The following is a 21,074-nucleotide window of genomic DNA, read 5'->3' as shown; positions in this document are numbered from 1 at the left end:
TTTTGCGTGCACATATTTTTTGCTCCTCTTTCCGGGGATTCTATGATAAAATAGAAACCAGATATACGGACGGGGCCTTTTGGGGCGCACAGACAGGATCGGAGGAAAAAATGAGGAGCAGAAGAAGAAAAAGACGCAGTTTCGGCCCGCTTCTTGCGGTGGTTTTTCTCCTTCTTCTGATTGCGGGAGCAGCGGCAGGCTTTGTGATCGGAAGACGGTATATGCCGGGAAAAGAGATGGCGGATAAGGCAGAGTTATTTCATATAAAGGGCAGCCAGGTGGCGATCCTTTTAAATAATGAGCTTCAGGAAGAAAAAGGAATTTATGAAGACGGACAGGTATATCTGCCCATAAGCTGGGTAAACGAATATGTGAATGAGCGGTTTTACTGGGATGAAACGGAAAAGCTGCTGGTATATGCGCTGCCGGAGGAAATCGTATACGCGGATGAGTCCGATATGGGAGAACAGGGGACTCTTTTGAAGGTAAAAGAAGGGGAAGCATACCTGTCGTTGGGACTGATCATGAATTATTCAGATATCCGTCAACAATCCTTTGATACCAGCCAGATCAAACGTGTATTTATAGACACGGTATGGGGGACTGTAAAAACCGCTCAGGTCCGCAAAAAAAGTATCCTCAGGGTAAAGGGCGGAATCAAGAGCGACATCATTACAGAGCTTTCTGAAAAAAGTACGGTTCAAGTGCTGGAATCTATGGATAAATGGTCTAAAGTGAGAACGGAAGACGGTTATATCGGATATGTGCAGAACCGGCGTCTGGAAAAGGAACAGGAGATCACGCCTCAAAGTCAGTTTGAAGCGCCGGTTTATACAAGCATTTCCATGGGTGAAAAGGTGCGTCTGGGATTCCATCAGGTTACCAGAAAGGAAGCAAACAGCACTCTTAAGGAATATGCACAGACGGCAGAGGGGATGAATGTGATTGTTCCCACCTGGTTTAATGTGATTGGAAATGACGGCACTTACACTTCTCTTGCCAGCAGGGATTATGTGGAACAGGCCCATGATATGGGGCTTAAGGTATGGGCTATGGTGGAAAATGTGAGCACTAAAGAGAGCGTGAAAGAGCTGGATACAAAGAAGCTTATGTCTGTGACCTCTAACCGCAGAAAACTCATTGAAAATCTGATGAAAGAGGCAGATACCTATGGGTTTGACGGTTTCAATCTGGACTTTGAAAGCCTGAAGGCAGAAGCCGGTCCCCATTATGTTCAGTTTATCCGGGAAATGTCTGTGGCCTGCAGAAAAAAAGGGCTGGTGCTTTCGGTGGATAACTATGTGCCATCAGCATATACCGCCTTTTATAACAGGAGAGAGCAGGGGATCGTAGCAGATTATGTGATCGTTATGGGGTATGATGAGCATTATGCCGGCGGCGAGGCAGGTCCCGTGGCATCCCTTCCCTATGTAGAAAAGGGCATTGCAGATACGCTGAAAGAAGTTCCGAAGGAAAAGGTGATCAACAGCGTTCCTTTTTATACAAGGATATGGACGGAAAAGGATGGAAAAACCACATCCAAGGCCTATGGGATCCGGGATGCAAAGAACTGGATTAAAGAAAACAATATAGAACTGGAATGGCAGGATGACCTGGGAGTATATTATGGGGAGAGCTTCAATGAAAACGGAGTACAGTCCGTCTGGATGGAGGAGGAGAAGTCGCTGGGGCTTAAGGTTGATCTGATCAATGAATATGATCTGGCGGGAGCAGCCTGCTGGAAGCTTGGCTTTGAGGATCGCTCCATCTGGGAAATCGTGTCTCAGGTAAAATAGAAACAGTCAATAGTTAAGGCTGTATGACGAGGGGGAAATGTTATGAAGGGAAAGAGATGGATCGCCGTGGCTCTTGTGTGTCTGGCTGGTGTGGGAATCGGGGGATGCAGTATATTTACAGGGGCGCCGGGAGATGTCAGGGAGGAAAGCGAAACTATGGGAGAGGATGGATTAGTGGTCCCGTCTGCTTCCTCACAGGAAACGGAGGAAAGCAGTCAGACAAAGCCCACAAAAACGGAGCCGGAATCCATTCCGCCTTTCCCGGATGCAGAACGGGAAACGAAAGCAGAACCGATGGAGGATGGAGAGAGAATTGTCCTGATGACAGATGTCCATTATCTGGCAAGATCTCTTACAGACCGGGGAAGCTCCTTTCAAAATGAAATTGAACATGGGGATGGAAAGCTGACTCATTATGTATGGGAAATCGTAGATGCGGCTTTTGATGAGATCGAGCTGCTTACGCCGGATGTGCTGATCGTGAGCGGGGATCTGACATTAAATGGAGAAGTAAAGAGCCATGAGGAATTTGCTGCTCTTTTGGATGAGGTAGAGCGCAGAGGCATCAGCGTACTTGTGATACCGGGAAATCATGATATCAACAGCCGATGGGCATCCTCCTATATTGGAAAAAAGAGAGAGCCGGTCCAGACCATAGACGCAGATGGATTTGCCAGTATCTATGCACAGTTTGGCTATAATGAGGCTTCAGAGCGCGATCCTTATTCCTTAAGCTACACCTATGATCTCAGCCCCTCCATGCGCCTTCTGATGCTGGATACCTGCCAGTATTCGCCGGTAAGCAAGATTGGTGGAATGATCGGGACAGAAACGTATGAATGGATTGACAGGCAGCTGGAAAAAGCCAGAGAGGACGGTGTGATCCTGCTTCCTGTAGGGCATCACAATCTTCTGGATCAAAGCCGCGTTTATACAGAAGATTGTACCATTGAGCACAGCGAAGAGCTGATTGAACGGCTTGAGGCGGAAAACATCCCTCTTTTTCTAAGCGGTCACCTTCATGTGCAGCATTTTATGCGTCATGAGGACGGAAGGGGAATTTATGAGATCGTTACCAGCTCCCTGACAACGCCGCCCTGCCAGTATGGGGTGCTGGAATACAGGGATGACGAATCATTTTCCTATTATACCAGACAGGTAGATATGGAAAAATGGGCCCGCAGACATCAGAGTACAGATGAAAATCTGATCAATTTCAATACATACAGTAAAACGGCTCTTAAAAATATCTTTTATAATCAGGCCTATGATGCGATGAAAAACTCCAGACAGGAGGAAAAGGGAGATCTGTTTGTAAAGCTTACAGAGGAGCAGAAGAAGGCCATGGCAGAGGTATATTCCAGGATGAGCACAGCCTGGTATGCCGGAAAAGGCTATGAGGCGGTAAAGGGGGCAGTGGAAGATCCTGGATTTAAAATGTGGCAGGAATTTTGCTATCCTGCTGTACTGTACGAATATCTGGAATATATGACAGCGGATTCTGTCAGGGATTATAATAAGCTGCAGTCAGAGTAAAGCAGTATCCCGCATCTGCGAATAGGTTTTTCTCTGGATGAATATACTGGATCAAAGGCATAAAAATAACTGCCCGGGCAGTTTGGAGCAAATGGTATGAAACATTGGACATGGCAGACCGTGATGGGGCTTTTGATGCTGGGTGCAGTGGCTCTCCTTTCCTGGAAGGCCGGAACCTTCGCAGCTTCTGGAACATTGGCCGTTTCAAGCGGCAAAGGAGGGGTAGGAAGCCTACGGTCGGCAGTCGTGATTGACGCCGGCCACGGAGGACGGGATCCCGGAAAAGTAGGGATAGAGGGTCAGCTGGAAAAAGATATCAATTTAGCCATTGCTCTGCGGCTTAAGGAATACCTGGAAGCCTCAGATGTGGATGTGATCCTCACAAGAGAGGACGATAACGGACTGTACCCGGAAGGAGAACGAAACAAAAAAATGTCCGATATGAAAAAACGCTGTCAGATCATAGAAAAGGCGGCGCCGGATCTGGTAGTCAGCATTCATCAGAACAGCTACCATGAGGAATCCGTTTCCGGGGGTCAGGTATTTTATTACAAAAATTCACAAAAAGGAAAAACGCTGGCGGAAATTCTCCAAAAGCGTTTTAATTATGTTTTGGGAGAGAAGAACAGTCGGCAGGCCAAGGCAAATGGAAATTATTACCTCCTTCTCCATGTAAAACCGCCCATAGCCATTGTAGAGTGCGGTTTCCTCAGCAACCGGGCTGAGGCGGCCAAACTGCAGGATGAAGTGTATCAGGACCGAATGGCGTGGACGGTGCATATGGGAATTATGGAGTTTTTAAATAGAGAGGTTTTGCAGGATAAACAGACAAAAGGATAAGATAACAAGGGAGAAAATTTGAAATGGAACAGAAGAAAAAAGAAACGCTGGGGACTGTAATGGCAGTCTGCGGAGGAATCTGCTGGGGATTTTCCGGCTGCTGCGGACAGTTTTTATTTGAGACAAGGGGAGCCAAAGCGCCATGGCTGGTGGCGCTGCGCCTGCTTTTTGCAGGGCTTATTATGATCGTGATGGGATTTGCCCTTCATGGAAAACGAAATCTGGATGTATTAAAGAAAAAAGCGGATCTGCTTCGCCTGCTGATCTTTGCCTTCTGCGGCATCAGCCTGTGCCAGTTTACGTATTTTATGGCCATTGAGGCATCGAATGCGGGAACGGCTACGGTACTGCAGTATCTGTCCCCCATTCTGATACTGTCTGCAGTCTGCATAAAGGAAAAACGCCGTCCAGTAGGACTGGAACTGGGAGCCATAGGTCTTTCCCTTCTGGGAACCTTTGTCCTTGGGACTCATGGCAATATACATACCTTCTATATTACGGGAAGCGCTCTTTTCTGGGGGCTTGCAGCCGCTGTCAGCGCGGTACTTTACAATATGCTTCCCGGAAGCCTGATCCTGCGTTATGACATATATCAGGTGTTGGGATTCGGAATGTTCTTCGGAGGTGTTCTCATGTGTATGATTTTCCGCCCATGGGAATATGAGCTCATATGGGACGGAGGTACCTGGGGAGCATTAGTCAGCGTGATTGTAATAGGAACAGCCATTGCCTTTGGACTGTATCTTCAGGGCGTGTCCATGATCGGCCCCTTAAAGGGGAGCATCCTGGCAAGCGTAGAACCTTTATCTGCGGTAATCATCTCATTTTTCTGGCTGGGAACTCCTTTTGTAATGCCGGATTTCCTGGGATTTGGAATGATCTTAGGAGCAGTTTTGCTTTTGACGGCGGCGCAGGGGAGAAAGTAAAACATTCTGTTATGCTATAAAGAAAGCTTGTGATAAGGGCAGAGTATATATTATGTATACCCTGTTCTTTTTATATAAACTTACTTATAATGAGCAATTAAATAATTTTTTAAAGTATCCGAGGGGAGTTTTTTAAGAGAGAACAGGTTTGTACCATTGTGATTTTTGACTAATATGCTATAATGAAAATGACATCATACAATATACAATAAATTCACATAAAAGGAGGAAGGGAACGTGAAGGAGATAACCAGGGTGCCCATTGTGCAGCAGGTAGTGAATAATATGAAGGAATATATTATGTCAGGCCAGATAGATGTGGGACAAAAACTTCCTACAGAAAAAGAATGGTGCGAAAAGATGGGAGTGGGAAGAGGAACTGTAAGAGAAGCGTTCAGGATACTTGAGGCAAAGGGATTGATTGAAATCAAACCAGGCAGAGGGGCGTTTGTAGCTGGGACAAAGGAACTTGAAAAAGAGGATATTGTTGAATGGTTTGTAAAGAATGAGATGGAGTTAAAAGATTATATTGAAGTGCGGCAGGCAGTAGAACCGCTGGTAGCCAGATTGGTAGCTGAAAATGGGCTGGATGAAGAATTGAATCAGTTGGAAAAGATACATAGGCGTTTTATCAAAGCAGTTGGTGAAGGTGATTTTTTTGGGATGGCACGATGCGATGAAAAACTCCATCGATATATGGTAGAATGTACGAAAAATAAAATGCTGATTTTTATAAACAGGAAAATTGACGAATGTATTTGGGAGTTCAGATTGAAAACGTTTCAGGTTTCGGGGAATGCCCAGAATGCAATAAAGGCCCATGGGAATATTATAAAAGCGCTTAAGGAACGAGACCCGGAAGTGGCAGAACTTTATGCCAAACGACATATTCAGCTTGTGAATGTGGATATGGATGTAATTGTAAGACAATAAGAATGAAGTGAAAATAAAAGGATTTAGAGCGATTGCCAAGGCAATCGCTTTTGTACATTATAGACACAATAAATTCCATAAAATTACAAGTTTGTACATATAGAGTACAATAAAACTCGGATATTATATATAAAAAAGTACATAATATCCAAAAAGCTCTTTACAAACAGAAGGATATATGCTAAGATTAGGACATCCAATATTGTATGACAACATACAAAATCCTAGGTAAACAATGATGCGTTGTCATACACGGGAAGTACAAATTGACAGTGAATAGTTATATAAGAGGTGGATTATTATGAGGAAAGTAGCAGCGATTTTATTATCAGCAGTAATGGCATTGTCTGTGACAGCTTGCGGGAGTTCTGAAACATCTGGTCAGGGTTCAGCGAAAGCAGAGGGGCAGGTATCTTCTCAAAAAGATTCTGAGGATGGAATTAAGATTGGAGTTTCTGCACCTGATTTAACAAATGTGTTCTTTATTCAAATTAAAGAGGCAATGGAGGCTTCTCTTAAAGGAGAAAATGATGAAATTATTATTCAGGACGCAGCGGGAGATCAGAATAAGCAGATGAATGATGTAGCTGATATGATTAATCAAGGCTGCGATGTAATTTGTATATCTGCTATCAATTCAGAAGGCGTACGTGCAACATTGGAAGCTTGTAAAGAAGCATCGATTCCGGTAATTGCATTTAATACAGCCGTTAAAAATCCCGAATTGGTAGAGTGTACGGTTGTGTCTGATAATAAGGAAGCAGGACGTATGTGCGCAAAAGCATTGGCAGATGCACTTGATGGAAAAGGTAAGGTTGTGGAAATTACTTACAGCGTGACAGAGGTTTGTTATGATCGCCAGATGGGATTTGAGGAAGAATTAAAGAATTATCCTGAAATGGAGATTATTCAGACAAAGGATGTAGAGAAGGCAAGATCAGACTATTCACAGCCTATTATGGTTGATTTTATTAATGCAAACCCTCAGATTGATGGAGTATTTACCATTAACGATCCAACGGCCAGAGGAGCAATCGCGGCTCTTAAGGAAGCTGGACGTTTAGATCAGACAAAGGTAGTTTCTATAGATGGTTCTGATGAAGGAAAGGGTTTCATTCGTGCGGGAGAAATGGTTGCATCTGCTGCCCAGGATCCTGAAAAAATTGGACAGACCTGTATTGAAGCAGCTTATAAGGTACTGGCAGGAGAGGAAGTTGAAGAAAAAATCGTTGTTCCTATGTTCATTATTACAGAAGAGAATGTGGAAGAATCCAATTAGCATAGAAATTGTCTGATTTGGGGAATGCAGAACAGGAGTGGCAGGTGTATGTCAAATGAATATGTTTTTGAGATGAGAGATATAACGAAAGCCTTCAATCGCAATGTTGTGCTGGACGGTGTAAGCATTTCCATAAGGCCCGGAGAAGTCCGGGCCCTTATGGGCGAAAATGGTGCGGGAAAGTCGACATTGATGAAAATTCTTGGGGGTATATACAGTGCGGATTCTGGATCAATCTATATGCAGGGAAAGGAAGTTTCCATACAATGTGTGGAAGATGCCAGAAAGTATGGCGTAAGTTTTATTCATCAGGAAATTACCAATATTCCTGAAATGACGATTGCAGAGAATATATTCCTGGGACGTGAACCTAAAAACCATATGAAAATGGTGGATTACAGGAAGATGAAACAGGAAGCTCAAAAAGCGCTTGACTCTCTGGGATTGGGACTGGATGCAGGTTCTCTTATTCGTGGACTTTCAGTAGCCCAGCAGCAGATGATTGAAATTGCAAGAGCTGTCAATGAAGGGGCAAAAATTCTTATTTTAGACGAACCTACGGCTTCTCTGTCTAAGAGTGAAACAGATAATTTGTTTGCACAAATGAAGCGGCTCAAAGAAGCTGGGGTAGCAATGATTTATATTTCCCATCGTATGGAAGAAACATTTAAGGTTTGTGATACTGTAACGGTATTACGAGATGGAAGTTTCATTGGAACAAGGAATACGGCTGAAACATCGGAAAATGAACTTATTAGTATGATGGTCGGCCGGGAATTCAACAATATGTATGGGAATAAGCGGGTTACTGGAAAAGAAGTAGTATTAGAAGTTAAGAATTTGACAACTGATAAAGTAAAAGATATTAGTTTTACTCTAAAGAAGGGTGAGATACTTGGCTTTTCGGGTTTGGTAGGAGCAGGACGTACTGAATTGGCGTTGGCTCTTTTTGGGATTGATCCGATTCGGTCTGGTGAAATCTGCATGGAGGGCAGGTCGTTAAATATTAAAAAGCCTCAGGATGCAATTCGTGCCGGAATTGCACTGGTTCCAGAGGAGCGGAAGGAGCAGGGATTATTTTTAAGCCATAGCATTGCTACAAACCTGACTTTTCAGGTACTTCCGCAATTTATACATCACTTGAGAGTTGATAAAAAGAAAGAGCGGGGAATTGTGGATGAATTTAAACAAAAGCTTTCAATTAAAATGGCATCCACAGAGCAGGCATCTGGTGAACTTTCGGGAGGAAATCAGCAGAAAATAGTTATTTCCAAATGGTTGGCAGCAGCTCCGAAAGTATTAATTATGGATGAGCCTACTCGCGGAATTGACGTAGGCGCAAAAGCTGAAATTTATAAGCTGATGCACAGCCTGGCAGAGGCTGGGGTATCTATTATTATGATTTCTTCTGAACTTCCGGAGATTATTAACAATTCCAGCAGAATTGTAGTAATGCGTGAGGGAAGGATTACGGGGATTTTAGATCAGGCTGAAGCAGAGGCTTCACAGGAAACGATTATGTCATATGCGGTAGGAGGAGAATGTTCGGTATGTTAAATAAGAAAAAAACGGATATGGAAACAGAGGGAGTTGCTGGTGCAGCAAGTCCGTGGAATACAATTCCCTTTTTAATCTGGATCAAGCGTAATATGGCGGCCATGGTCGCATTGGTATTTCTTTGTATTGTTTTATCAACAGCAACAGAAACATTTCTTGTACATGGAAATCTTGTCAGTGTGCTCAGACAGGTCTGCGTTAACTGTTTAATTGCTTTTGGCATTACCTGTGTTCTTATTTGCGGTGGCATTGATTTATCGGTAGGCTCTGTTGTGGCAGCAGCAGGTGTTTTGGCTGTTCAGTGTGGCAATAGTGGATTTCCTCTGATTTTCTGTATATTGGTTCCATTGTTGTTCGGAGCGGTAATTGGTTTCATCAATGGATACATTATTTCTCACACTACAATTCCTCCTTTTATTGTTACGCTATCTACTCAGATTATTGTACGAGGAATCAGTTATATTCTGACTGGAGGTCAGCCTGCACAGTCCAGTAATGAAGCATTTAATAATCTGGGTGTAGGAAGTATTTTGGGAATTCCCATTCCGGTTATTTTTGTAATTGTGACATTTATTATTTTATATTTTATTATGAATCGTTCATCTTTTGGCCGCCATGTATATGCAACAGGAGGAAACAAAGAGGCTGCTAAATATGCAGGTGTCGATACCAGATGGGTTCAGGTGCGGGTATTTATTATAAGCGGTGTTCTGGCGGCGTTGGCTGGTGTTGTTCTGGCAGCAAGATTATATTCCGGACAGCCATCTGTAGGTGAAGGTTTTGAACGTGATGCGATTGCGGCATCTGTTTTGGGTGGTACCAGTTTTAATGGAGGCATCGGAACTCTTGGAGGAACTGTAATAGGTGTTTTGATTATTGGCGTATTGAATAATGGTATGAATCTGTTAAAGATTAACAGTTATTGGCAGTTTGTAGTAAAAGGCTGTGTAATTCTGGGCGCAGTTTATGTTGATTATTTAAAAAAGAGAGGTTCTTTGAAAAAGTAGGAAAAGGAGAATACATATGGAACAAAAGGAATTAGAACAGGTTTGCAAAAATATCAGGCGAGATATTATCAATATGACAGCGGATGCTTCATCTGGCCATCCGGGAGGTTCCCTGTCGGCAGTAGAAATTATGACAGCGTTGTTTTTTGAAAAAATGAATATAAATCCTCAAGAACCAAAATGGGAAGGTCGCGATCGATTTGTGCTGTCTAAAGGTCATGCAGCACCTTGCTATTATGCGGTTTTAGGAGAGAGAGGGTATTTTGATAAAAATGAATTTAAAAATTTCCGCCAGCTTCATAGCATTCTTCAAGGGCATCCTGATACAAAGAAGTGTCCGGGTGTGGATGCCTCTACTGGTTCTTTGGGGCAGGGAATTTCTATTGCAGTAGGCATGGCCTTGGGAGAGAAAAAACTTCAGAACAGTACGGTTCAGGTCTACACGCTTCTGGGAGATGGAGAACTTCAGGAAGGGCAGGTTTGGGAAGCATCTATGGCGGCGGCTCATTATGGATTAGATAATTTGACTGTAATCGTAGATCATAATGGACTTCAAATTGATGGAACGAACGATCAGGTAATGGGGCTTGGAGATTTGGCAGGCAAGTTTAAGGCGTTTGGGTTTAATGTATTGGAGATAGATGGTAATAATCTTTCGGATGTACTTAAAGCATTAGACGCACCATTTTGGGGTAAGCCAAAATGCATTATTGCCAATACGATTAAGGGAAAGGGTATCTCTTTTATGGAAAATCAGGTAGGCTGGCATGGAAAAGCTCCGAGTGAAGAGGAGCGTTGTAAGGCGTTAAAAGAATTGGAGGAAGCGGTATGAGTGAGATGAAGGCAATCAGAGTGGCTTATGGTGAGGCTCTGGCAAAATTAGGTGAGTTAAACGAAAAAGTAGTTGTCTTGGATGCAGATCTGGCTCATGCTACTATGACAGCTACCTTTGGTGAAAAATTTCCAGAACGCTTTTTTAATGCAGGAATTGCGGAAGCGAACATGATAGATATGGCAGCGGGGCTTTCGACATCCGGGTATATTCCATTTGCCAGTACTTTTGCGGTTTTTGGTACGGGAAGAGCATACGATCAGGTGAGAAATGGATGTGCATATCCTGGCTTTAATGTAAAGTTTGGTATGACGCATGCAGGTATTACTTTGGGAGAGGACGGAGGAAGTCATCAGGCGATTGAGGATATAGCGCTTATGCGTGTTATTCCGGGAATGACGGTAATTGTTCCGTGCGATGCTAAAGAAACAGAGAGAGCTGTTATGGCAGCTGCTCAGATAGAAGGGCCGGTATACCTGAGATTGGCAAGATTGCCAAGTCCAGTATTTGAAGAGGAAATGCCGTTTGAAGTTGGAAAGGCAAATGTCTTGAGGGAAGGAAAGAGTGCTGCAGTAATTGCTTGCGGAATTATGGTGGCTCCAGTTTTGGAATGTGCAAAGCGTCTTGAAAAAGAGGGCATTTCTCTTACAGTAATTAATATGCATACAATTAAACCGATTGATAGAGAATGCATTGTTAAATATGCAAATCAGTGCGGTCGAATAATTACAGTAGAGGAGCATAGTGTAATTGGTGGTTTAGGTGATGCAGTAGGAAGTGTTCTTCTGGAAGAACAGTGTGACACTATATTTAAGAAAATCGGTGTTCAGGATCGGTTTGGCCAGTCTGGTAAACCTGAGGAGCTATTAGAAGAATATGGGCTTAGTGAAGAGCAGATTTATAATCAGATAAAAGGAGTATTAAAACCATGAGAATTGCATTGATTAATGAAAACAGTCAGGCTGGAAAAAATGAAATGATTTACAGAAGTTTGAAAAAAGTGGCTGATATAAAAGGATATGAAGTAGATAATTATGGAATGTATTCAGCTGAGGATGAAAACTCTCTTACCTATGTACAAAATGGAATTTTGGCCTCCATTCTTCTTAATTCAGGGGCCGCAGACTATGTTGTGACTGGATGCGGAACTGGAGAGGGCGCTATGCTTGCGTTAAACAGCTTTCCGGGGGTGATCTGCGGTCATGTGTGTGATCCCAGTGATGGCTATATGTTTGCTCAGATCAACGATGGTAATGCGGTCTCTCTTCCATTTGCCAAGGGATTTGGATGGGGAGCAGAACTGAATTTGGAGTATATTTTTGAAAAACTATTTTCTGAGAAAAGTGGTCAGGGATATCCAAAAGAGAGAGCGGTGCCAGAACAGAGAAATAAGAGGATTCTGGATGAAGTGAGAAGAAATAATTTTAAAGATTTGCTGATGTGCTTAAAGGGGCTGGATCAGGAGCTTGTAAGAGGCAGTGTGATGGGAGAACGATTTAAGGAATTGTTTTTTGCTAATTGTAAGGATGAAGCCATCTGCAGTTATGTTAAGGGATTACTTGGAGAATAAAATAATGTTTTAAAGTTATTAGGAACAGTGTCTGTTGTGTACAGGCTGTTCCTTTTATATTATAGATTTGTTAGTCTTGCAGATAGCCGTCTACAACTGTCTACCACCTTCCAGACACATAAAAACGGCGGAAACCTTCAAAAATAAAGGCTTCCGCTGAAATTACAAAAAGCGCGAGACGGGATTCGAACCCGCGGCCCCCACCTTGGCAAGGTGGTGCTCCACCACTGAGCCACTCGCGCATAAAACAGATATCCTGTTTTCAAGCAGGTGATGGGAATCGAACCCACGTATCTAGCTTGGAAGGCTAGTGTTCTACCATTGAACTACACCTGCGCAGTGCCCAAAGTCGGAATCGAACCAACGACACGAGGATTTTCAGTCCTCTGCTCTACCAACTGAGCTATCTGGGCATCCGTATCAGTGATTGAAAATCGCTGACAACGGTGATATTCTACCCTTTTTTTTGTAAGCTGTCAAGTCTTTTGGTAAAATATTTAAAAAAAATCGTTAAATGTACTCTTTTCGCCCGCTGGCGTCTAAAATTCCTTCCTCTTCCCTGTATTTTGCAACGGTTCTCCTGGAGATGGTGATACCCTGGGAAGCCAGTTTTTCGCTTAGAAGGCGGTCGCTGTAGGGCTTTTTGGGGTCTTCTCCGGCTATGATTTTCCTGAGAGCCAGTTTGATGGCTGCGGCATTGATGCCATGAGAGGCGGAGTTTAAACCATTTTCACTGCGGGAAACGGAGCGCGAAAAGAAAAAGCTCAGGGGATATACACCCCAGGAGCACTGGAGATATTTATGGCTGACGGCTCTGCTGACCGTAGACTCATGTATCCCCAGCCGGTCTGCGATATCAGTCATGCGCAGCGGGACAAGGTGATTGGAACCCTTTGAGAAAAATGCTTCCTGATGCTCCAGAATAGCCTTGGACACATCCATCAAGGTGAGGCTTCTCTGTGCGATGCACTGGCGGATCCATTCTGCCTGACGAAGCTTATTTCCCAGATATTCTTTTACCTCCTCAGACTCAGGTTCCTGGCTCATTTTGCGGTAATAGCTGCTGATTTCAATGGCCGGATACATGGCTTCATTTAAGAGGATATCAAAATGGTCTTTAAATTTGACAATGGTTACATCCGGAATAATATAGCGGAGCTGTTCCCGGCTGGAAAAGGACATTCCGGGTTTGGGATTCAGGGAGCGGATGATCTGGCAGCAGTCTGCGGCTTCCGCAGGGGACAGACGAAGCTTTCTGGCAATGGCTGGTATCTGATTTTTGGCAATCATTTCCAGGCACTGACAGGTTAATGTTTTCATCACAGGTGTAAGGAGGCCGCGGCGTTCCAGCTGAAGATTTAAACACTCTTCCAGATTTCGGGCAAAAACTCCTGCAGGGTCCAGTTTCTGGAGCTGCGCAAGAAGCTTAAGGATATGTGCTTCGTCTGTTTTAAGATCTGCCGCAATATCTCCGGGAGATTCGGTGAGATAGCCTCTGTCATCTAACGATTCCAGCATGTAGTGAATAATCTGTGTATCATCGGCAGAAAGCTCCTCTGAGATCAGCTGGGACCAGAGATAGTCTTCCAGCGTCTCGCCGTCATCCGTATCAATGTTCCAGGAATCCTTAAAATCGTAGTCATCATCGTTGTTCTGCCGCTGGTAGAGGTAATAGTTTTCTTCATTAAAGGAATTAAGCCACTGCTGCTGTTCAATGGATTCCCGATCCGGCCCTCCGGAAGAAGAATCAGATATTTCCATCACGGGATTTTCCAGTGCCGTCTCATTGATATATGTGTTTAATTCCTGGGCAGTCATCTGCAGGATCTCAGCAGATTGTATCATGCGTTGGGATAGGGTCTGAGTCTGTCGGGTCTGAAGCTTCAGATCCATGGAAAGCACCTTCTTTCGTAAGATATGATTGGTTTAAGTATATCACAGATCGTTCTGTTTTTGAATGCAAAAAGAGCGCCCCGCTTAACATAAAGATAAAGGAGGCGCTGGAAATTCCAGATCAGCTTGCCAGAAAGCCTTTTCCTACGATCTCGCTGGAATTGGAGATGAGCATAAAGGCAGTGGGTTCAATTTTTCTTATATAGTTGCGCAGCTTTAAGGCCTGACTGCGTTTCATGGTAGTCATGATCACGGTCTTGTCATTGTGGGAAAATGCTCCCTCCGCGTGGTAGACTGTGGCGCTGCGGTTTAAGGTATGGATGATGTAATCACAGATGGGATCGGGATTGTCGCAGATGATATTAAAACATTTGCAGAGATTGATATTTTCGATCACATCATCGATCACAAGGGATTTAGCTGCAAGGCCGATGGTGGAGAACAGTCCTGTTTCCGCATCAAAGATGAAAAAGGAAGTCAGAACGGATGCCACATCTACCAGCATCAGTACGGTGCCTATATTCATGCTGGTGTGCTTTTTCATGATCATGGCAATGATATCCGTACCGCCGCTGGATGCTCCGATATTGAATAAAATAGCGGTTCCGATGGCAGGCAGGAAAATTGCAAACATCAGTTCCAGAAGCGGCTCTGAGGTCAGAGGCTTTGTCAATGGGCAGATACGCTCCAGGAGGGAAAGACTGACGGACATAACAACGGTGGCATAAACGGTTTTCAGTCCAAAGCTTCTTCCAAGAAAGATAAAGCCAAGAACCAGAAGGGACATATTTGTAATGAATGTAAAATCACTGGCCGACCATTGGGTCATCTCACTGATAACGGTGGAAAAGCCGGTGATCCCGCCAAAGGCAAAGTGGTTTGGGAATTTGAAAAAATAGATTCCTATAACCATGATCCAGATACTGATTGTGATAGTTCCATATTCAGCGGCTGTGCGCCAGAATGGATTTTTGATTTCTTTCATGATGAAAGAATAAACCTCCTTTTTAATACTCTTGTTCATTCAAAATATGCATTTTGATTCAACCATATAATAAGCGTGTTTTACTACAAGCGCAACCACCTTTTTTACTAAAATAGGTACAACGAAAAGGCTGTGATGAATGTCCGCGGTATGTGGACATTTGCAGACGGTATGTTCACTGTTCTGGAAGGATGGTTTGTAGTAAAGGAAGAATCTGCCAGCGGTCTTGTATTACCGGAAAAGGAAGCCTATAATAGCAGTATTGGAACAAGAATGGGAGGAGGCAGGATATGAAGGTATTTGAAAATGATGCGGACTGGGAGGAGCGGGCCTGGGAGCTGGCAAAAAAGCTGGTGTCCATAGACAGCTCAGATCCGGGCGCTTATGAAGGCGAGATCGGGGAACGGCTTTATGAGTATTTAAGCCGGTGCTGTGAACGGTGTGGCGGTTCTCTGGCAGACCAGATCCAAATCGCACGGGAGGAGGTACTTCCGGGCCGGTTTAATGTGATGGCGCGGATACCGGGAAAGACGAATGGACCGGGACTGATCTATATCTGCCACATGGATACGGTTATGCTGGGAGATGGCTGGGATGAAACGACGCCGCCTCTGGGAGCGGTGGTCCGGGAAACAGAGGAGCAGGGAAAAACGGTGGTGCGCCTGTATGGAAGAGGAGCCTGTGATATGAAGTCGGGGTTAGCCTGTGCCCTTGCTGCCTTTGAGGCTCAGGTACGGGAGACCGGAAAAAGGGGAGAGCTTCCTAACCGGTCATTTTCCATAATCTGTACCGTGGATGAAGAGGATTTTATGCGGGGAGTGGAGCATGCCATCCGTTCCGGCTGGATCACGAAGGAGGACTGGGTTTTGGATACAGAGCCTACAGACGGACAGATTCAGGTGGCTCACAAGGGCCGCACCTGGTTTGAACTGACCGTTACGGGCATCACCGCCCACGCCAGCAATCCATGGAAGGGAGCAGACGCCATTGCAGCTATGGCGGAGGTGATCAGCAGCATACGAAAGGAGATTGCAGCCTGTCCGCCCCACCATGATCTGGGGATTTCTACCGTTACTTTTGGCCAGATCCAGGGAGGCTACAGGCCTTATGTAGTGCCGGACAGCTGTAAAGTATGGATTGATATGCGTCTGGCGCCCCCAGTGGATACGGCGGCTGCCTGCGCGATGGTTGAAGGGGCGATAAAAAAGGCAGAGAAGGAGATCGCAGGAGTTAAGGGAAGCTATGTGCTTACAGGAGACAGACCCTATGTAGAAAAGGACCCGGATTCACCGCTGTTGTCCCGTTTAAAAGAGGCTGTAAAGGCCGTTGTGGGAGAGGAAGCGGCGGTAGGAACCTTTAACGGCTACACAGATACGGCGGTAGCAGCAGGGATGCTGGGAAATCATAACTGTATGTCATATGGCCCCGGCAGCCTGGAGCTGGCTCATAAGCCTAATGAATCCGTACCTTATGAGGATGTGAAACGGGTCCAGGGGGTGCTTACAGAGCTGGCCGGGAATATTTTGTGGAGGAAACCCATGTAGAAGTATCAGGGAAAATACCATTTCCATCAATAAGGATTTTGTAGTATAATAGTGGCACCTTAAAAGGAGGAAACAAGATTATGAAGGAAACAGCATTAGTAATTATGGCGGCTGGAATCGGCAGCCGGTTTGGGGGCGGAATCAAGCAGCTGGCTCCTGTTGGGCCAAATGGAGAGATTATTATGGATTATTCTATCCATGACGCCATTGAGGCCGGATTTAACAAAGTCGTATTTATTATCCGTAAAGATCTGGAAAAGGATTTTAAGGAGATTATCGGAGACCGCATTGCCAAGCAGATCCCGGTTATTTATGCCTATCAGGAGCTGGACGCTCTTCCAGAGGGCTATTTTGTGCCTGAGGGCCGCAAAAAACCCTGGGGAACCGGTCAGGCTGTTCTGATGATAAAGGGGCTGATTGACTGTCCGTTCCTGGTGATCAATGCAGACGATTATTATGGAAAAGAGGGCTTTAAGCGGATCCACGATTACATGGTAAATGAGATGAAGGATGATGCAGATATTTATGATATCTGCATGGGCGGATTTGTGCTTGAAAATACCTTAAGCGACAACGGAAGCGTTACCAGAGGTGTGTGCCATGTGGAAAATGGATTCCTTAAAAACGTAACGGAAACTTATGATATCCGCAGAAGCGGGGACGGACTGGCAGCAGCAGATGAGGCGGGAAATCCTGTATCTGTACAGGCAGATCAGCCGGTTTCCATGAATATGTGGGGTCTTCCGGTGCGTTTCTTAGAGGAGCTGGAACATGGGTTCCCGAAGTTTTTAGACGGCTTAAAGCCTGAGGATATTAAGGCAGAATACCTGCTCCCGAAGATTATTGACGATCTGGTACAGGAGGGGAAGGCGAAAGTCCGCGTACTGGATACACCGGATAAATGGTTCGGTGTGACCTATCAGGAGGATAAGCAGGCGGTGGTAGACGCGATCCGGGGACTGATCCGGGACGGCGTGTACAAAGAAAAGCTGTTCGGTTAAAAAGCCATGCATATTTCCCATTTTCAGGGTCTATACTATAAAAAAACGGTGAAAATAGTTCAGCCTCCGTGGATAAGGAGACAGTACAGACATGAAATTGTGGAAAACATTCGGTATTTCCAGCCGGGAAGATATATCATACTATGATACAGCGGGGGAGTTTGAGGCAGAACGTTTTGCCGTGAACCTGAACCGTATGATCATGGACGAAATGGAAGAAAAAGGAAAAGAAGGCGTCATGTTCCTCTGTATCGGCACAGACCGCTCTACAGGGGACAGCCTGGGGCCTTTGGTTGGACACAAGCTGAGAAGGCAGCGTTTAAAGGGAGCCGCTGTGATCGGAACTCTGGATAAGCCGGTACATGCCATGAATCTGGAGCTTTATATCCGATATATCCAGGCCCATTATTCCCGGTATGTGGTGGTAGCGATTGACGCTTCGGTAGGCAGCCCGGATCATGTGGGCTATGCTACTTTGGGGCGGGGAGCGCTGCAGCCGGGGCTTGGGGTATCAAAGGAGTTAGAGGCAGTAGGAGATATCTCGATCACCGGGATCGTAGGGGGCGCAGGCAGCCGTGATCCTGTGATGCTTCAAAGTGTCCGGCTGTCCATGGTGATGAAAATGGCGGACTGCATCTGCGAAAGTATTTCCCTTGTCGAACGATTTTGGGAAAATGCAGCCATAATATGACAAACTTTGCGCAAAATACCTGTTATACTGAGACATACCTGGATTTTTCAGGTATGTTTTTTGTTGTGGCGACGAGGAAAATGGCTGTCACGCCTGCGTGTGCAGACATTTGACGGCCGCTGATCAGAGGCGAAACGCGCTTTATAGGTTTCGCATCGGTATAAAGGGGTGAGCAGATGGGAGAATTATATGAACTGTTCCCGAAGCTGCCGAAAAATATACGGCAGATCGGAGAACGTGACCAGGTTTTAAAGCTGTATGTAGAGGATTATGTCAATACATATTTAAAGCAGTTAAGGCCCGCAAAAGGGGCGGATCTGCGGGTGGGGCTTCTTCTGGGAAACAGGGAGATCCATGAGGATGTGCCGTATGTATTTGTAGACGGGGCTTTGGAAATGGAAACGGTTGCAAAGGATGGGGAGAAGGTAGTCTTTACAGAGGATGCATGGCAAAAGGCCTATCAGGAAGTGGAAAACCGGTTTCCCAAACGAACGGTACAGGGGTGGTTTTTATGCGGGAATCCGGGCTGCAGTTTAAATCCATTAAACTACTGGCAGGAACACAGCCATTATTTTACAGGAAAAAATCAGCTGATGTATTTAAACAGCGGCCTGGAGGGTGAGGAAGCGGTCTATATTACGTCCTCAGACGGATTTTATAAACTCAGGGGCTATAGTATTTACTATGAGCGCAATCAGATGATGCAGGATTATATGATTTCCCGAAAGGATATTTCCAGAGTGGAAACAGGGGTAAATGACCGCGCTATCCAGGATTTTCGCCAAAAAATGGAAGAGCACAGAGGAGAAGCAATCCGCCGCCAGAGTACGGTGGGTACGCTTTCGGCTGTGTGCACAGCTTTGGCTGTAACTGTTTTGGCAGGCGGTGTAGCGATGTTTAATAACTATAAAAAGATGCATGAAATGGAAAGTGTGATTGCATCGGTGCTCCCGGAGGGAAGGATTAAGGAAGCAAAAGCAGGGGTCTGGCCTATAGAGGAAAAATTCCCTAAGGTTACGGTGGGGGAAAAGCCTTCTTTTGTGACTCCTGAAACGATGAGAGAAGCTGCGGAGACTGAAACTGCAGTCATTTCCAGTGAAGCTCCGGAGAATGTCCCGGAGGAAACAGCACTCATGGAAACGGAGGAAGCTGATGCTCCTGCTTATAAGGTTTATACCGTTGGGGAGGGCGAAACACTTTATGGCATCTGTTTTAAGGTTTACCAAAATGTAAATAAGCTGGACGAGATCTGCCGGATCAACGAACTGAGGGATCAGAACAGCATCTATGCAGGCCAGAAGCTTCTTATGCCGTGAAAATATTAGTGCGCAACCTCCGAAAATGTTGTATACTTAACAGGTATATCAAACATTCAGGAGTACAAAATGGGCAGCAACCGTTCAATGAGCCGTGAAAATAAAAAAAAGCAGCTGAGAAGCCAGATGGTTTCTCCCTCCGTTTCTTCGCCGGAGGATGAGGACAGCGAAGAGCTGATAAAGAAAGCCCATCAGAAAAGCGTAAAACGCCGGGTCCGCATTGGAGCAGTGATCGGGATTCTGATTTTGGCCACTGTGGGCGGATTTATATATTATGACCGATATATGTCATTTGCAGACTATGAGCTTGTCTGGGAGACGGATTTTAATCAGGGAGAGCCGGGCGAAGCTGCTGCCGGAGAAGGGAATTTTTCCGGATTTGCAGATTTTGCCGACGGTGTGATCAAGTATACCAAGGATGGAGCCTCCTATCTGGATTCCAGGGGAAAGGCCGTATGGATTTTAAGCTATGAGATGAAACATCCCATGATTACGGTCAACGGTGATTTTGCCGCCATTGGAGACCGTCAGGGAAATTCCATTTATATCTGTGATAAAAATGGAATTCAGGGTCAGGCGACAACTTCTCTGCCGGTTTTAGAGCTTTCTGTTTCAGCAAAGGGCGTTACTGCGGCTGTGGAGGAGGATTCTAAAGCCAGCTACATTTACCTTTATAAAAAGGACGGAAATCCTCTTGATATCTATGTGAAATCGCTTCTGTCCGGCGACGGTTATCCGGTTGATGTAAGCCTGTCTCCCGGAGGAACCCAGTGGATCACCTCTTTTATGTATTTAGAAGATGGCATGATTAAAAATAAGGTTGTATTTTACAACTTTGGTCTGGGAAAAAATGATCCCAAGCGTGTAGTCGGCGTATTTATGCCCCAGGATCTTTCAGACGCCATGGCAGGACGGGTGCGGTTTATGGATGACAGCCATGCGGTGATTTTTACGGACAAGGGACTGCAGTTTTTTTCGACCCGTATTGAAACGTCTCCGGAATCCACGGCTCAGGTCCTGTTAGACGAAAATATCCGCAGTATCAGTTATACCGATCAGTATGCGGCTGTGGTCACAGATAATTCTGAGGGTTCAGAGCCTTATCGGCTCCATGTGTACCGGGCAGACGGCAGTCAGGTGTTTGAGACTGCGTTCTCGTTCCAGTATTCGGGTTTTGATATAGATGAGGATCTGGTTCTGCTTTATAATGACAACTCCTGCCTGGTTTATAATATGGCGGGAACAGAGAAATTTAAAGGAAGTTTTGATTTTCCTGTATCCAAGGTTTCGACTGGAAATATGCCGGGTACTCTTTTAGTCATGGGGCCTCAGAAGATGCAGGAGATCAGGCTGCGGTAACAGCTGCAA

At 45.1% G+C, this 21,074-nt stretch carries 19 protein-coding genes and 3 tRNA genes; 17 read left to right on the top strand and 5 right to left on the bottom strand.

Features of this window, described 5'->3' with window-relative positions:
• The first annotated feature begins 110 nt into the window (after positions 1-110).
• From ACZM6M_RS08365 to ACZM6M_RS08315, 11 genes are all read left to right on the top strand, one after another.
• The gene (locus ACZM6M_RS08365; RefSeq protein WP_489490118.1) at positions 111-1,796 is read left to right on the top strand and encodes a glycosyl hydrolase family 18 protein; all 1,686 of its coding nucleotides are present in this window, start codon (positions 111-113) and stop codon (positions 1,794-1,796) included.
• 42 nt (positions 1,797-1,838) lie between these two features.
• Positions 1,839-3,332, top strand: coding sequence for a metallophosphoesterase (locus ACZM6M_RS08360; RefSeq protein ID WP_489490116.1), 1,494 nt, complete (start codon positions 1,839-1,841; stop codon positions 3,330-3,332).
• A 96-nt stretch (positions 3,333-3,428) separates the two neighbouring features.
• The gene (locus ACZM6M_RS08355; protein ID WP_418494005.1) at positions 3,429-4,172 is read left to right on the top strand and encodes an N-acetylmuramoyl-L-alanine amidase; all 744 of its coding nucleotides are present in this window, start codon (positions 3,429-3,431) and stop codon (positions 4,170-4,172) included.
• Positions 4,173-4,231: 59 nt separating this feature from the next.
• Positions 4,232-5,098: a DMT family transporter gene (locus tag ACZM6M_RS08350; protein ID WP_484073946.1), complete on the top strand. Its 867-nt coding sequence runs from the start codon at positions 4,232-4,234 to the stop codon at positions 5,096-5,098.
• Between the two features lie 237 nt (positions 5,099-5,335).
• Positions 5,336-6,031, top strand: coding sequence for a FadR/GntR family transcriptional regulator (locus ACZM6M_RS08345; RefSeq protein ID WP_340275919.1), 696 nt, complete (start codon positions 5,336-5,338; stop codon positions 6,029-6,031).
• A 301-nt stretch (positions 6,032-6,332) separates the two neighbouring features.
• Positions 6,333-7,310 (top strand): sugar ABC transporter substrate-binding protein, encoded by a 978-nt coding sequence (locus ACZM6M_RS08340; RefSeq protein WP_489490114.1) that lies wholly within the window; start codon positions 6,333-6,335, stop codon positions 7,308-7,310.
• A 48-nt stretch (positions 7,311-7,358) separates the two neighbouring features.
• Positions 7,359-8,867, top strand: a complete 1,509-nt coding sequence (locus ACZM6M_RS08335) for a sugar ABC transporter ATP-binding protein (RefSeq protein WP_417302140.1) — start codon at positions 7,359-7,361, stop codon at positions 8,865-8,867.
• Positions 8,861-9,874, top strand: coding sequence for an ABC transporter permease (locus ACZM6M_RS08330; RefSeq protein WP_340275915.1), 1,014 nt, complete (start codon positions 8,861-8,863; stop codon positions 9,872-9,874). The genes ACZM6M_RS08335 and ACZM6M_RS08330 overlap by 7 nt, the downstream gene beginning before the upstream one ends.
• 16 nt (positions 9,875-9,890) lie before the next feature.
• On the top strand, positions 9,891-10,706 hold the full coding sequence (locus ACZM6M_RS08325) for a transketolase (protein WP_484073944.1): 816 nt from the start codon (positions 9,891-9,893) through the stop codon (positions 10,704-10,706).
• Positions 10,703-11,638, top strand: coding sequence for a transketolase family protein (locus ACZM6M_RS08320; protein ID WP_340275911.1), 936 nt, complete (start codon positions 10,703-10,705; stop codon positions 11,636-11,638). Before ACZM6M_RS08325 ends, ACZM6M_RS08320 begins: the two co-directional genes overlap by 4 nt.
• Positions 11,635-12,276, top strand: a complete 642-nt coding sequence (locus ACZM6M_RS08315) for an RpiB/LacA/LacB family sugar-phosphate isomerase (protein WP_340275909.1) — start codon at positions 11,635-11,637, stop codon at positions 12,274-12,276. The genes ACZM6M_RS08320 and ACZM6M_RS08315 overlap by 4 nt, the downstream gene beginning before the upstream one ends.
• A 170-nt stretch (positions 12,277-12,446) precedes the next feature.
• Here ACZM6M_RS08315 and ACZM6M_RS08310 read toward each other — a convergent pair.
• The 5 genes from ACZM6M_RS08310 to ACZM6M_RS08290 all read right to left on the bottom strand — a co-directional run bounded on the left by ACZM6M_RS08310 (position 12,447) and on the right by ACZM6M_RS08290 (position 15,154).
• Positions 12,447-12,518, bottom strand: a tRNA-Gly gene (locus ACZM6M_RS08310).
• 23 nt (positions 12,519-12,541) lie between these two features.
• A tRNA-Gly gene (locus ACZM6M_RS08305) sits at positions 12,542-12,612 on the bottom strand.
• Positions 12,613-12,616: 4 nt separating this feature from the next.
• A tRNA-Phe gene (locus ACZM6M_RS08300) sits at positions 12,617-12,689 on the bottom strand.
• A gap of 97 nt (positions 12,690-12,786) precedes the next feature.
• Positions 12,787-14,169 carry an RNA polymerase factor sigma-54 gene (rpoN, locus tag ACZM6M_RS08295; RefSeq protein WP_066550598.1) on the bottom strand — a complete coding sequence of 461 codons (1,383 nt, stop codon included), beginning with the start codon at positions 14,167-14,169 and terminating at the stop codon, positions 12,787-12,789.
• Positions 14,170-14,290: 121 nt separating this feature from the next.
• Positions 14,291-15,154 (bottom strand): YitT family protein, encoded by an 864-nt coding sequence (locus ACZM6M_RS08290; RefSeq protein ID WP_066550588.1) that lies wholly within the window; start codon positions 15,152-15,154, stop codon positions 14,291-14,293.
• Positions 15,155-15,304: 150 nt separating this feature from the next.
• On the opposite strand from ACZM6M_RS08290, the gene ACZM6M_RS08285 reads away from it, so the two are divergent.
• The 6 genes from ACZM6M_RS08285 (at position 15,305) to ACZM6M_RS08260 (ending at position 21,065) form a co-directional block, all read left to right on the top strand.
• A complete protein-coding gene (locus tag ACZM6M_RS08285) occupies positions 15,305-15,448 on the top strand; it encodes a hypothetical protein (protein WP_340275905.1) in 144 nt (47 codons plus the stop codon).
• Entirely contained in the window at positions 15,445-16,698 is a 1,254-nt protein-coding gene (locus tag ACZM6M_RS08280; RefSeq protein WP_066550585.1) for a M20 family metallopeptidase, read from the top strand. Before ACZM6M_RS08285 ends, ACZM6M_RS08280 begins: the two co-directional genes overlap by 4 nt.
• An 80-nt stretch (positions 16,699-16,778) precedes the next feature.
• Entirely contained in the window at positions 16,779-17,699 is a 921-nt protein-coding gene (locus tag ACZM6M_RS08275) for a sugar phosphate nucleotidyltransferase (protein ID WP_489490111.1), read from the top strand.
• A gap of 181 nt (positions 17,700-17,880) precedes the next feature.
• Positions 17,881-18,390: a spore protease YyaC gene (yyaC, locus tag ACZM6M_RS08270; RefSeq protein ID WP_337434515.1), complete on the top strand. Its 510-nt coding sequence runs from the start codon at positions 17,881-17,883 to the stop codon at positions 18,388-18,390.
• A gap of 176 nt (positions 18,391-18,566) precedes the next feature.
• Positions 18,567-19,706 carry a LysM peptidoglycan-binding domain-containing protein gene (locus ACZM6M_RS08265; protein ID WP_066550572.1) on the top strand — a complete coding sequence of 380 codons (1,140 nt, stop codon included), beginning with the start codon at positions 18,567-18,569 and terminating at the stop codon, positions 19,704-19,706.
• A gap of 69 nt (positions 19,707-19,775) precedes the next feature.
• A complete protein-coding gene (locus ACZM6M_RS08260) occupies positions 19,776-21,065 on the top strand; it encodes a DUF5711 family protein (RefSeq protein ID WP_489490109.1) in 1,290 nt (429 codons plus the stop codon).
• Positions 21,066-21,074: the final 9 nt, after the last annotated feature.

It is taken from the genome of Enterocloster sp., assembly GCF_057861365.1.
This window is presented reverse-complemented; position numbering and strand designations above follow the sequence as displayed.